The organism is Sphingobium sp. UBA5915 (assembly GCF_002431195.1).
GTDB lineage: Bacteria > Pseudomonadota > Alphaproteobacteria > Sphingomonadales > Sphingomonadaceae > Sphingobium > Sphingobium soli.
Window position 1 is genome coordinate 17,599 of record NZ_DJDV01000074.1, and the last position, 11,965, is coordinate 29,563.

14 protein-coding genes and 1 tRNA gene are annotated in these 11,965 nt (G+C 64.2%); 6 read left to right on the plus strand and 9 right to left on the minus strand.

Features of this window, described 5'->3' with window-relative positions:
- Positions 1–3: 3 nt before the first annotated feature.
- Both B2V90_RS12050 and B2V90_RS12055 read left to right on the plus strand, forming a co-directional pair.
- On the plus strand, positions 4–366 hold the full coding sequence (locus tag B2V90_RS12050) for a response regulator (RefSeq protein ID WP_009820357.1): 363 nt from the start codon (positions 4–6) through the stop codon (positions 364–366).
- A 144-nt stretch (positions 367–510) separates the two neighbouring features.
- On the plus strand, positions 511–2,376 hold the full coding sequence (locus tag B2V90_RS12055) for a PhoX family protein (protein ID WP_228222682.1): 1,866 nt from the start codon (positions 511–513) through the stop codon (positions 2,374–2,376).
- A gap of 179 nt (positions 2,377–2,555) precedes the next feature.
- Here B2V90_RS12055 and rpmG read toward each other — a convergent pair whose 3' ends face one another.
- Entirely contained in the window at positions 2,556–2,723 is a 168-nt protein-coding gene (rpmG, locus tag B2V90_RS12060; RefSeq protein WP_007687342.1) for a 50S ribosomal protein L33, read from the minus strand.
- A gap of 188 nt (positions 2,724–2,911) precedes the next feature.
- Here rpmG and B2V90_RS12065 point away from each other — a divergent pair, with 188 nt between their 5' ends.
- The 3 genes from B2V90_RS12065 to B2V90_RS12075 all read left to right on the plus strand — a co-directional run bounded on the left by B2V90_RS12065 (position 2,912) and on the right by B2V90_RS12075 (position 4,395).
- Positions 2,912–3,226 (plus strand): hypothetical protein, encoded by a 315-nt coding sequence (locus B2V90_RS12065; protein ID WP_009820355.1) that lies wholly within the window; start codon positions 2,912–2,914, stop codon positions 3,224–3,226.
- An 8-nt stretch (positions 3,227–3,234) separates the two neighbouring features.
- Positions 3,235–3,801, plus strand: a complete 567-nt coding sequence (locus B2V90_RS12070; RefSeq protein WP_228222681.1) for a TMEM165/GDT1 family protein — start codon at positions 3,235–3,237, stop codon at positions 3,799–3,801.
- Positions 3,802–3,903: 102 nt separating this feature from the next.
- Positions 3,904–4,395 carry a Dps family protein gene (locus B2V90_RS12075; RefSeq protein WP_228222680.1) on the plus strand — a complete coding sequence of 164 codons (492 nt, stop codon included), beginning with the start codon at positions 3,904–3,906 and terminating at the stop codon, positions 4,393–4,395.
- 70 nt (positions 4,396–4,465) lie between these two features.
- On the opposite strand, the gene B2V90_RS12080 is transcribed toward B2V90_RS12075, so the two are convergent.
- The 7 genes from B2V90_RS12080 to B2V90_RS12110 form a co-directional block, all read right to left on the minus strand.
- A complete protein-coding gene (locus B2V90_RS12080) occupies positions 4,466–4,936 on the minus strand; it encodes a GreA/GreB family elongation factor (protein WP_228222679.1) in 471 nt (156 codons plus the stop codon).
- 53 nt (positions 4,937–4,989) lie between these two features.
- On the minus strand, positions 4,990–6,816 hold the full coding sequence (gene cobT, locus B2V90_RS12085) for a cobaltochelatase subunit CobT (RefSeq protein WP_228222678.1): 1,827 nt from the start codon (positions 6,814–6,816) through the stop codon (positions 4,990–4,992).
- Entirely contained in the window at positions 6,813–7,589 is a 777-nt protein-coding gene (locus B2V90_RS12090; RefSeq protein ID WP_228222677.1) for a tyrosine-protein phosphatase, read from the minus strand. The genes cobT and B2V90_RS12090 overlap by 4 nt, the downstream gene beginning before the upstream one ends.
- Entirely contained in the window at positions 7,586–8,008 is a 423-nt protein-coding gene (locus B2V90_RS12095) for an OsmC family protein (protein ID WP_228222676.1), read from the minus strand. Before B2V90_RS12095 ends, B2V90_RS12090 begins: the two co-directional genes overlap by 4 nt.
- 39 nt (positions 8,009–8,047) lie before the next feature.
- Positions 8,048–9,055 (minus strand): cobaltochelatase subunit CobS, encoded by a 1,008-nt coding sequence (gene cobS, locus B2V90_RS12100; protein WP_009820348.1) that lies wholly within the window; start codon positions 9,053–9,055, stop codon positions 8,048–8,050.
- An 87-nt stretch (positions 9,056–9,142) separates the two neighbouring features.
- A complete protein-coding gene (locus B2V90_RS12105; protein WP_228222675.1) occupies positions 9,143–10,435 on the minus strand; it encodes an Hsp70 family protein in 1,293 nt (430 codons plus the stop codon).
- A gap of 64 nt (positions 10,436–10,499) precedes the next feature.
- Positions 10,500–11,117, minus strand: coding sequence for a J domain-containing protein (locus tag B2V90_RS12110; protein ID WP_037541938.1), 618 nt, complete (start codon positions 11,115–11,117; stop codon positions 10,500–10,502).
- Between the two features lie 45 nt (positions 11,118–11,162).
- On the opposite strand from B2V90_RS12110, the gene B2V90_RS12115 reads away from it, so the two are divergent.
- The gene (locus tag B2V90_RS12115) at positions 11,163–11,450 is read left to right on the plus strand and encodes a BolA family protein (protein ID WP_228222674.1); all 288 of its coding nucleotides are present in this window, start codon (positions 11,163–11,165) and stop codon (positions 11,448–11,450) included.
- Between the two features lie 234 nt (positions 11,451–11,684).
- Here B2V90_RS12115 and B2V90_RS12120 read toward each other — a convergent pair.
- Positions 11,685–11,761 (minus strand) — tRNA-Met (locus tag B2V90_RS12120).
- Positions 11,762–11,965 lie beyond the last annotated feature (204 nt).

Consider the following 11,965-nt stretch of genomic DNA (forward strand, 5'->3'; position numbering starts at 1 on the left):
CTGGTGACAAAGCGCGTGCTCGTTGTCGAGGACAACGAACTTAATCTCAAACTTTTTTGCGATCTGCTGCGCGCCCACGGCCATGACGTGCTGCCGCTGCGCGACGGGCGCGACGTGCTGCGAGAGGCGGGCGCGTTCCTGCCCGACCTGGTCATCACCGATATCCACCTGCCCCATGTCAGCGGCTTTGACCTCATCCTCTCGCTGAAAGCGGACGCCCGCCTGTCGCATGTGCCGATCATGGCCGTCACCGCCTATGCGGGCCATGGCGATGAAGACCGGATTCGTGGCGCGGGCGCGGACGCCTATGTATCCAAGCCGATATCGGTGCTGCGCTTCGTCGAGCAGGTGAACGCCCTGCTCTGACCCGGCTGACAGCCTGTCACCGCAGCGTCACGAAGCTTTCATTTCAAAGACTTCGTTCAGAAGCCCGGCCGTCATACCGCTCTGCCAACCCCTTGTGCCATGGCGCGGCCTTTCGCCGACAGCCTGCACCACAGGGGTAGATTCATGTCTCATCTGACCGACGAGGCGCGGGCGCGCACCCGCGCCGCGCAGCCGACCATCGATTTGGGCGATAACAGCCTGGAGGCGATCGTCGCCGCCAATCCGGCGCGCCGCACCGTTCTGAAAAACGGCCTGTTTGGCCTGTCGATCCTGCCGATGCTCGGCGCGCTCGCGGCCTGCGACGATGATGACGACGACAGCAGCAGCCCGACGCCGACCCCCACTCCGACGCCCACGCCGGCCCCCAGCTACGGCATCACCTTCGCGCCGGTCGCCGCCAATATGAACGACACCGTCACCGTGCCCACCGGCTACACCGTCCAGGTGCTGCTGAAGGCCGGCGATTCGATCGAGCCCGGCACGGCTTATGCCGACGCCTATCCCACCCCCGATCAGGCCGAAAAATGGGCCGGCGGCAACCATGACGGCATGGAATATTTCGAGCTGTCGGGCACCGACGCCAACAGCGGTGGCCTGCTCGCGATCAATTTCGAATATCCCGATTTCAACATCCTGATGGATGGCGATTATGACGCCGACACGGCCACCGCCGCGCAGAAGGCGCTGGCCCTTTCGGCCGTCGGCATCGGCGTGGTCGAAGTCGCCAAGGCGTCGGACGGCAGCTGGTCGGTGAAGGCCGATTCCAAATATAACAAGCGCTACACGGGCAACAGCAGCTACAAGGCCAGCGGCCCCGCTTCGGGGCTGCTGTCTGGCACGATCAAGGGCATGCTCAACAACTGCTCGTCGGGCCGCACCCCCTGGGGCACCTACCTCACCTGCGAGGAAACCACCGACAATTATCTTGATCCCACGCAGCCAGAGGAAAATTACGGCTGGGTGGTCGAAATCGACCCCTATCAGGAACTGGCAGCCCCCACCAAGCGCACCGCGCTCGGCCGGTTCGACCATGAAAATGTCGCCTATATGGCCAATAGCGACCGCCGCGTCGCCTTCTACATGGGGCATGACGGCACCCCGGGCTGCATCTACAAATTCGTGTGCGACCGCGCCTATAGCAGCAGCGACCGCGCGGCGAACACCGACCTGCTCGACCGTGGCACGCTCTATGTCGCGCGCTTCAATGGCGATGGCACCGGCGAATGGCGCGCCCTGGTCCAGGGACAGAACGGCCTGACTGCCGGCGCGTCCGATCCGGGCAATGTCAGCCAGTTCACCACGCCGCCCGAACCCACGACGGTCGACTTCACCAACCAGGCGCAGGTGCTGATCAACACCATCTCGGCCGCGCGCGTTGCTGGCGGCACCGTCATGGACCGCCCGGAATGGATCACGGTCGCACCCGACAACAGCGCGATCTTCGTCACGCTGACCAACAATAGCAGCCGCACGACCACCGACGCGGCCAACCCCCGGACCCGCAACCGCCACGGCCACATCATCAAGTTCAAGGAAGAAGGCGATTCGCCGCTCGCCACCACGTTCAGCTGGGAAATCTTCCTGCTGGCGGGCGACCCGGAACTGGCGGGCTTTGGCGATAATCTGGAAGGTGACATCAACGGCGACACCTTCTCCAGCCCCGATGGCATCCGCATCGACCCGCAAGGTCGTCTGTGGGTTCAGACCGATCACTCGGTTCCCGGCACGTCGGGCAAACCCAATACCAGCATCGAGGATATTTTCGGTCAAAATGCGATGTTCTACATCGACCAGGAATCCAAGAAATCGATGCGCTTCCTGGTGGGACCGGAAGGCTGTGAGATCACCGGCCTTGCCTACACGCCCGACCTGACGAACTTCTTCATCAACATTCAGCATCCCACCGGCAACTGGCCGGTCGATGGCAAGGAGCCGCGCTCGTCGACCATCGTCGTGCGCCGCAGCGACGCGACGCCGATCGGCAACTAAGCCGACCCGATAGACGTGATCAGAAGGGGCGCTTCCGCAAGGAAGCGCCCCTTTTTTTGTGACGCCCCCGTGGCGGGACCATCGTGAAACGGCAAAAGGCCCGCTCCCTTCTCAGGGCGGGCCTTTTGCATCGGAAAAACCTGCGATCAAACGCGCGGACCGTCGAGGTCCGCAGCAGCTTACTTGATCTTGGCTTCCTTGAATTCGACATGCTTGCGCACGACCGGGTCATATTTGCGGAAGCTCAGCTTCTCGGTCTTGGTGCGCGGATTCTTCTTCGTCACGTAGAAGAAGCCAGTGTCAGCCGAGCTGACGAGACGGATCTTGACGGTTGCCGGCTTGGCCATGGCCCTATTCCCTGGTCGTAAAATGCGTAAAAAGAAAAGCGGCCCGTGTCGGACCGCCCCGTTTCAGCGGTGCCCCATGGGACAGATTCGGTTCGCTGTCAAGGCTGAGGCGCATCGACATACAGGCTTTACGCGGCTTTAACGGTCCCGATCCTATCATGGCAGGCCAAGGGATGGGAGTAACGAACATGCGGCATGACCCGATGATGGCGATCCAGGCGGACCTCATGCGCCGCGTCGACAGCCTGGCGGGCGAACGGGGCCATGTGTCGGCGCTGCGTCTGCATGACGAAGTCGACCAGATCCGCCATATCGCCCGCGCCTTCCACCTGGATGAGGTCGAAGGGCTGGCCGGCACGCTCGAAAGCGCCCTGTCGCTCCATGGTCTTGGTCCTGTCGTCCTCTCCTATCTCGACCGGATGCGGGAGGCCATCGGCGCGCACGCCCTGCCCCCGATGATACCCGCGCCCATGGGCGCCGCCGTCGTGCCCCTGCGCGCCTGAGGCGCGCCATGGACGCCCTGCTGACCGCCCTGCTCGGCTGCCTGCTGGGGGAAATCGGCGACAAGAGCCAGTTGCTCGTGCTGGCGCTCGCCACCCGCTATGACCGCAATGGCGCGGTCATTGCCGGCATCGTCGCCGCCGCGATCGCCAATGCCGCCATCTCCGCCTTCGCCGGCGCATGGATCGGCCCGATGCTGGGGGCCGACGCCCGGCTGCTCTTCCTGGCGCTGGCGACGCTGTTCCTGGGCGTCGGGTTGATGTGGCGCGTGTCGCCGCCCGACACATTGGATGGCTGGCCGACCGGCCCGTTCCTCACCACCGCGCTCGGCCTTTTCATCCTGGGCTTCGGCGACGGCCCGCAATTCCTGATCCTGGGCATCGCCACCCGCACCGCCGAGCCGTGGCTGGCGGGAATCGGGGGCGCGATCGGCGTCATTGTCGCGCTGATGCCGGTCGTGCTGCTGCGCGCCCAACTGCTCACCATCCTGCCCGTGCGCGCCATTCGCTGGAGCGGCGCGGGCATGCTGCTGCTGATCGGCGCGGGGCTAGCGCTGGCGGCGACCGGGCTGCTCTGATCGACAATTTCGTTCAAGCTGATCGCCAGAAAAAATGGCACTAACGCGCGGAACGATCATTATATGTGCGAAACCAAATTCTGACGAACAGGAGGACTGCGCATGACCGCTGCCGATCTCAAGACACCCACCGATCTCAAGAGCAACGAAACCAAGTCCGTTGCACAGGCGCTGAACGCTGCTCTGGCGGATAGCTATGCCCTGTATCTCAAGACCAAGAATTTCCACTGGCATGTCTCTGGCCCCCATTTCCGCGACTATCATCTGATGTTCGATGAGCAGGCCACCCAGATTCTGGGCACCACCGACGCGATTGCCGAGCGTGTACGCAAGACCGGCAACACGACGCTGCGCTCGATCGGCGATATTGCGCGCCACCAGACGGTGAAGGACAATGACGCCGATTTCGTCAATGCGTCCGACATGCTGAAGGAACTGCGCGACGACAATCTCGCTCTGGTGGAAAGCTTCCGCGCGGTGAAGGAAGCCGCGACACAGGCCGGCGACAACGCCACTGAAGGCATTGTCGACGACTGGACCGATCAGGCCGAGGAGCGCGCCTGGTTCCTGTTCGAAGCCGCACGCGGCGCGTAACGGCTCCATCGAGTCAAAAAAGCCCGCCGGACGCTGTCCGGCGGGCTTTTTCATGACGGCAAAAGGCGGATCACGCCTCCGTTACGGGCTCGATGCCGATAATCTCGATCGCATCCGCCTTGCCCGCGAAATCGACCGTCTCGCCAACCTCCGCGTCCATCATCGCGCGTGCGACCGGAGACGAGAAGCTGATCCGCCCGTCATGCGGGTCGGCCTCATCATCGCCGACGAGGACGACGCTCTTGTCCTGCCCGCTCTGGCGATAGGTCACTCGGGTGCCAAAGGCGACCACATCGCCATCGGGCGCCGGCTGCTGCTGCGCGGTCGCCAGCCGGGTGCGCCAGTAGCGCAATTCCCGCTTATGCTTCTTGGCCGCGTCCTCGTCCATGGGACCGCTGTCCACGGCTTCCAGTTCCGCAACCTTTTCCCGCGTCAGCCGCATTCCTCGCGCCGTGACCCAGTTGGGGCCGGGGGGGATCGGAATTTCGAACGTGGGTTCCTTATGTTCATCGTCGCTCTCACGACGGAAGGCGACACTCATCAGCCTCTCCAATAATAGATTTTCAGGGTGGAAGGGCGACCCGTACCGGTCGCTCAATCCTCGTCGAACAGCCCGGCCAGCTGCTCCACCATCGTGCCGCCCAGTTGCTCGGCGTCCATGATCGTGACGGCGCGGCGATAGTAACGGGTGACATCATGGCCGATGCCGATCGCCACCAGTTGCACCGGCGACCGGTTTTCGATCCAGTCGATCACCTGCCGCAAATGCCGTTCCAGATAGGTGCCGCTATTGACCGACAGGGTACTGTCATCGACCGGCGCGCCGTCGGAAATCACCATCAGGATGCGACGCTCCTCGGGCCGCGCGATCAACCGGCCATGCGCCCATAACAGCGCTTCGCCGTCAATATTTTCCTTCAGCAGCCCTTCGCGCATCATCAGGCCCAGATTCTTGCGCGCCCGGCGCCACGGATCGTCCGCCTTCTTGTAGACAATATGGCGCAGGTCATTGAGCCGGCCGGGCATCGGCGGCCGCCCGGCGGCCAGCCAGTCCTCACGTGCCTGACCGCCCTTCCACGCGCGGGTGGTAAAGCCCAATATCTCGGTCTTGACGCCGCACCGCTCCAGCGTGCGCGCCATGATGTCTGCGCTGATCGCCGCGATGCTGATCGGCCGCCCGCGCATCGAACCGGAATTGTCGATCAGCAGCGTCACGACCGTGTCGCGAAACTCCATGTCGCGCTCGATCTTGTAGGATAGCGACCGGGTGGGATCGATCACGATCCGCGCCAGCCGCGCCGCGTCCAGCAGCCCTTCCTCCTGGTCGAAATCCCAGCTGCGCGACTGCTGCGCCATCAACCGGCGCTGCAACCGGTTGGCAAGCTTCGTCACCGCCCCCTGGAGGCTTACCAGTTGCTGATCCAGAAACCCGCGCAATCGCGCCAGTTCATCGTCGTCGCACAGATCTTCGGGCGCAACGATCTCATCGAACTTCGTTGTATAGGCCTGATAATCGAATCCCGGCGGCATATCGGACATGGGCCGATTGGGGCGCACGGGCATCATGCCCTCCTCGCCCATATCGTCGGCGCCTTCGTCGCTGTCGGCGTCGAAGTCGTCGCTATACTCGCTCTCGCCCTCCTCGCTCTCGCCGCCCTGGTCCTCGGCGCGCGCTTCGGCGTTCATGTCGCTGTCGCCCGACTCCTCCTCGCCGGATTCGCCCTCTTCCTGCTGGTCCTCCTGATCCTCGCCATCCTCGTCCGATTCCGGTTCTTCGGTATCGGGCGGCACATCGGCGTCGATCAGTTGCAGATGCTCCAGCATCGCCGTGGTCAGCGACTGGAAGGCGCGCTGGTCGTCGATCGCCAGCATCAGCGAATCAAGGTCGGCGCCCGCCTTGTCCTCGATCCACTGATCGACCATGGCGACGCCGGGCGCGGCGTCCTTGGGTATGGCCTGCCCGGTAAGCCGCTCGCGCACCTTGAGCGCCAGGGCGGTCGACAGCGGCACTTCGTCGGCCGACCGGGCGCGGCGGATCGCGTCGGATTTCAACCGCAGCGCCAGCGCCTCGTTCAAATTGGCGCGCACGCCCGCCATGGATCGCGATCCGATCGCCTCGACCCGCGCCTGTTCGACCGCATCGAACACCGCGCGCGCCACCGCCTCGCCGGGCGCAAAGGACGCATGCACCTTCGCATCATGATAGCGCAGCTTGAGCGCCGACGCGTCCGCGAACCCCCGCGCCAGCGCGACCTGATCAGCCGGCAGGGCGCGCGCAGGCGTCGGCACCTTGATCGCCTTGCCAACGGCGTGGGGCGTGTCGGCCGTGAAGGCGACCTCCACCTCCAGGTCGCGCGCGATCGATCGAGCGACGCCCGACAACACATCCTTGAAGGCGTCGATGGGGGACCGTTCGGTCATGATGTCAGCAAGGCCTCGCACAACATGGCGCGCGCGGCGGCATCCACCCCCAGCATCTGTTCCAGATAGGCGTCGACACCGCCATGGTCCTGCTCCAGAGTCTCGAACAGGGCGTCCAGATAAGCGGCGTCGGCGCGCAGGATCGGCTCCGCCACATCTGGGCGCTCGCGCAGCGCCCGGGTCAATCGGGACTCCGTCTGTGCCAGTCGCCATGTCCAGTCGGCATGATCGTTGGTGGCCAGATAATCCTTCAGTATCGCCGCGCGCGGCACGTTCAGCGCAGCCAGGATCAGCATGGCGCCCGCGCCCGTCCGATCCTTGCCGGCGGCGCAGTTGATCAGGATCGGCAGCCGACCAGCCAGCATCTGGGCGAACATCGCCCGATAGGCGTCGGCATGATCCGTGGCGATGGCACGGTAGACCCGCAGCATCGCCTCATGCATGTCGGCGGCCGTCGCCCTGTCCGACCGCAGCATTTCGCTCAGCACGCCACTCTGCTCGCTATAGTCGCGACAGAAATAATCGACCTCATCCCCGTGCCAGGATGTGGGTTCCTCGACCCGTTCATTGGGCCGGCGGAAATCGCAAATGGACCGGATGCCAAGCGCGCGCAGCGCATCCGCATCGGCTTGCGTCAGCAGGGCCATCGTGCCGGACCGATACAGCATGCCGGTGCGCACCTGCCGGCCGTCGCGCGTGCGATGACCGCCAAAATCCCGCAGGTTGAAGGCGCTGGCGAGCGGCAGCGCGGTCAGGGCAGTCGCAGCGTTCACGCGCCCTCCGGATCACCGACACGCGGCACGGCGATCGTCTCGATCTGCGTCTCCACCTCCGCCATCAGCTTATGCAGCGGGCATTTGGCGGCGACCGCGATCAGCTTGTCATGCTGCTCGTCGCTCATCGGCCCAGTGACGGCGATGCGCGTGGTCAGCTTGTAGACGCCCTGGCGTTCCTGGCTGTTGTCGCGCACCACGCCGACATGGATATCCTCGACCGGAATGTCGTTACGCTGCGCATACCAGAGCATCGTCATCGCCTTGCACGCGCCCAGCGCCGCATCATACAGGTCATGCGGGTCCGGTCCGGCGTCATGGCCATCGGGCGCGGACATGTCCGCGACGATTTCATGCCCGCGAATGTGAATCCGGTGCGCGGTCCCGCCCTGGGGATCGATTCTCTCGACGACGATCATGCCATGCTCTCCCGATCCGGTTAGGGCCGGGGCGAAGGATCAGTTCGCCCGGCTCGCGACGCTTTCCGGCAGGTCCTTGCCGAACACGCGCTGATAATATTCCGCGACCAGCGCCCGTTCGGCCTCGTCGCATTTATTGAGGAAGGACAGGCGGAAGGCGAAGCCGACATTCTTGAAGATCAGCGCATTCTGCGCCCAGCTGATGACGGTGCGGGGCGACATGACGGTCGAGATATCGCCGTTGATGAAGCCCTGACGCGTCAGTTCGGCGACCTTGATCATCGCCTCGACTTCCTTGCGGCCGCCTTCATGATCATATTCGCCGGACTTGGCCAGCACCACCTGCGCCTCGGTCGCGGCGGGCAGATAATTCAATGCCACCACCAGGTTCCAGCGGTCCATCTGCCCCTGGTTGATCTGCTGCGTGCCATGATAGAGGCCGGTCGTGTCACCCAGTCCCACCGTGTTGGCGGTGGCGAACAGGCGGAAATGCGGATTGGGACGGATCACCCTATTCTGGTCGAGCAGGGTCATTTTGCCGTCGGTTTCCAGCACGCGCTGGATCACGAACATGACGTCGGGCCGGCCCGCATCATATTCGTCGAACACCAGCGCAACCGGCCGCTGGAGGGACCAGGGAAGCAGGCCTTCCTTGAATTCGGTGACCTGCTGGCCGTCCTTGAGCACGATGGCGTCGCGCCCGACCAGGTCGATGCGGCTGATATGCGCGTCCAGGTTGATGCGGATGCACGGCCATTTCAGGCGCGCGGCGACTTGCTCGATATGGCTGGATTTGCCGGTGCCATGATAGCCCTGCACCATGACGCGCCGATTATAGGCAAAGCCGGCCAGGATCGCGAGCGTAGTGTCGGGATCGAACACATAGGCGGGGTCCAGGTCGGGCACGCGTTCGTCCGCCTGGCTGAACGCCGGAATCTTCATGTCGACGTCGATGCCGAAGATCTCGCGCGCATCCACTTCGCGGTCGGGCGCTTCCATCAACGTTTCGGATCGCGTGTCGGGCTGGACGTTGGAAATGTCGGTCATCGGGCACATCATCTTTCTGCGAGTCACGTCCGCCCTAACCCATAGGCAAAGGGCATGTCGATAGAGTGGGGCCTCGACTACCGTCGATCAAGCAGCCCATTGGGCCAAATTGGCTTCCTCTCCGATCAAGGCCAAACCATGGGCGATCGACGTCAGTTCCCCGCCGCTCGCCAACCGCGCCTCGCCAAAGCGCGCGGCAAAGATGCGGCGGATCGCCGGGATCAGCGACGATCCGCCGGTCAGGAACACGCGGTCGATCGCGTCCGGCACGACATCGGCCTTCTTCAGCGCCGCATCCACCGTCGCCTCGATCCGCGCGATATCCGGCGCGATCCATGTCTCGAACTGCGCGCGCGACACCGGCTGCTCGATCTCCAGGCCGCCGCCGGAAAAGCGGAATGTCGCCGTCTCCTGCGATGACAGGGCGCGCTTGAGCGCGCCGACCGCATCATAGAGCGGATAGCCCAGCTCCTTCTCGATCACGGTCATCATCCGCCCGATCGCCACTGGATCGTCCGCCGCCTTTTGCAGCCGCGCCAGTTCGTCTAAGGTCCGCCGGTTGCGCATCAGCGCCAGCCTCGACCAGTCGGCAAAGTCCGCGAAATAGCTGCGCGGTATCTCCAGCATCTTGCCAAAGCTGCGATAGCCGCCGCCCTTGCCCAGCATCGGCAGCACCAGATGATCGAGGATGCGATAATCGAACCGGTCGCCGGCAAGGCCGATGCCCGTCGATCCCAGCGGCGTCGCGCGCCGCGCCGCGCCCGGCGCTTCCACCCGCACGATCGAAAAGTCGCTGGTGCCGCCGCCAAAGTCCGCCACCAATATCGTCGCCGCGCGGTCGAGGCGGCCGGCATAGCTGAACGCCGCGCCCAGCGGCTCATGCACATAATAGATGTCGCTGCCAAAGCCGGCGAACATCGCGTCATAGCGCCGCCGCGCCAGCGCCTCATCGGGCCGCGACCCCGCATATTCGACCGGCCGGCCCACGATGATCCGCTCTGGCCGGGTATCGAGCGCGCCGCCGGCATGGGCGATCATCCGCGCCAGGAACATCTGGCCCAGGTCCTCGAACCGGATCCGCTTCTCGAACACGCTCGCGCTTTCGAAGATCGGGCTGGCTGCCACCGACTTGAAGGATTGCAGAAACCGGCTGTCCTCTGGATAGTCCATATATTCCGCGATCGCCCATGGTCCGGCCTCATGCGCCAGACCGCCCTTCGCTTCCTCGTCGTGCCAGAAACAGAGCGCAGATCGGAACACCGCGCCCGTCGCGCGCGCGCCGACGAAGTCCACCAGTCGCGACTGCCCATCCCCGGCCAGGGCAACCACGCTGTTGGTCGTGCCGAAATCCAGGCCCAGCGCACGCGGCATCTGCTGCATCTTATGTCTCCGCGAAGAAGGAAGGGTCGGGGGCTATGGCAGCGGCCCTGCGCCCATGCAAGCGTCAGCTGAACACCGCCGCCTTGCGCAAATGGCCATAGGCCGCGATCACCGCCTGCAAGGCGCTCTCATGACTGCGGTCGCCGCCATTATGATCGGGATGGAAGCGGCGCAACAACTCGGTATAGCGGGTGCGCAGCGCCTTGCGGTCGGCATCGATGGGCAGGTCCATCACCGCCATCTGCCGTCGGTCCTCCTGCGACAGAAACTGCCCGTCTTGCCGCATCTGGCTGTCAGCCCGCGCCTTGGCGACGCGTTCCTTGAACCGCGCGCCGATGGCATCGAGCGGATCGGCAAAATCGGCCCAGCGCGGCGGCGGGCTGGTGGCATTGCTGGAAAAGGCGCGGGTTTCCCGCTCCCATCCGGCATAGGGGCGCTGGGCAGCGGCGATTTCCTCCGCGCTCATGCCGCTGAAGAAATTATAGCCCTGGTTGAAGGCCCGGACATGATCCAGGCACAGCCAGCGCCATTGCGGTCCCTCATGGCCAGAACGCTGTCCTTCTGGCACAGGCGCGCGAAACTCGCCCGGTTCGGCGCAGCCTTCCACGGCGCAGGGGCGGCCACTTTCCACGCGGCCGTGGAATCGATTGAAACGACGATTGGAAAAGGGTTCGCTACTCAAGATGGTCCTGATGGCATGACTGACAAAGCGGACTATATAGGAAACATGACCACAGACCTCAAAGGCCCGATCGCCACCGAAATCGACGCACGGCTGCGCGCCGCCCTGTCACCCGTTCAACTCTCCGTGATCGACGACAGCGAGAAGCATCGCGGCCATGCCGGCCATGACGGCTCGGGCGAAAGTCATTTCACGGTGGAGATCATCGCGGAGCGCTTTACGGGCCAGAGCCGGGTCGCGCGGCAGCGGATGGTGAACGCGGCGCTGGCCGACCTGTTGCGCGACAAGGTTCACGCCCTGGCGATCAAGGCACGCGCGCCCGGCGAAGCCTGACCGAGAGGACGGGAGGGCGGGCTACTGGCTTGCTGTGCTATCGCCCCCTTCCGAAACGCTCGGACGGTTAAGGCAAAAGGGCCACCAGCGATAAAGTTGGCGGCGGTGATAGCTTGAGCTTGGGGAGGCTGGGACTGGCGCTGTGGCCTTCCGCTTATGCGCCCCCTCATTTGGACGGGGACGGCAAAGAGCCCACCAGGCTTTTTGCTTGGTGGGATAATTTTGACGTTATGTTGGTTGCGGGGACAGGATTTGAACCTGTGACCTTCAGGTTATGAGCCTGACGAGCTACCGGACTGCTCCACCCCGCGGCACCAGAGGTTTGTTGTTCAAGGCGACGGAGACGCAGTCTCCGCGAGCCTGTCCTGAGCGCCTGCTGCAAGCAGGCAGTCGAAGGGGCCGACGGGCCGTCGCCCCTTATGGCGCGGCAGCCAAGGCCACGGATGTGGCCGCCGGCGCCTGAGGCCAACAAACAAAGTGAATGGGTTTTATATATCAAAAGCGCGAGCTTCAAT

Bases quoted from the DNA above. Each gene is read 5' to 3' on its own strand.
- cobS (WP_009820348.1), bottom strand. From the start codon at position 9,055: ATGACCGACATTTCCAACGTCCAGCCCGACACGCGATCCGAAACGTTG.
- B2V90_RS12080 (WP_228222679.1), bottom strand. From the start codon at position 4,936: ATGAGTGTCGCCTTCCGTCGTGAGAGCGACGATGAACATAAGGAACCC.
- B2V90_RS12065 (WP_009820355.1), top strand. From the start codon at position 2,912: ATGCGGCATGACCCGATGATGGCGATCCAGGCGGACCTCATGCGCCGC.
- cobT (WP_228222678.1), bottom strand. From the start codon at position 6,816: ATGACCGAACGGTCCCCCATCGACGCCTTCAAGGATGTGTTGTCGGGC.
- B2V90_RS12075 (WP_228222680.1), top strand. From the start codon at position 3,904: ATGACCGCTGCCGATCTCAAGACACCCACCGATCTCAAGAGCAACGAA.
- B2V90_RS12105 (WP_228222675.1), bottom strand. From the start codon at position 10,435: ATGCAGCAGATGCCGCGTGCGCTGGGCCTGGATTTCGGCACGACCAAC.
- B2V90_RS12115 (WP_228222674.1), top strand. From the start codon at position 11,163: ATGACCACAGACCTCAAAGGCCCGATCGCCACCGAAATCGACGCACGG.
- B2V90_RS12095 (WP_228222676.1), bottom strand. From the start codon at position 8,008: ATGATCGTCGTCGAGAGAATCGATCCCCAGGGCGGGACCGCGCACCGG.
- rpmG (WP_007687342.1), bottom strand. From the start codon at position 2,723: ATGGCCAAGCCGGCAACCGTCAAGATCCGTCTCGTCAGCTCGGCTGAC.
- B2V90_RS12055 (WP_228222682.1), top strand. From the start codon at position 511: ATGTCTCATCTGACCGACGAGGCGCGGGCGCGCACCCGCGCCGCGCAG.
- B2V90_RS12070 (WP_228222681.1), top strand. From the start codon at position 3,235: ATGGACGCCCTGCTGACCGCCCTGCTCGGCTGCCTGCTGGGGGAAATC.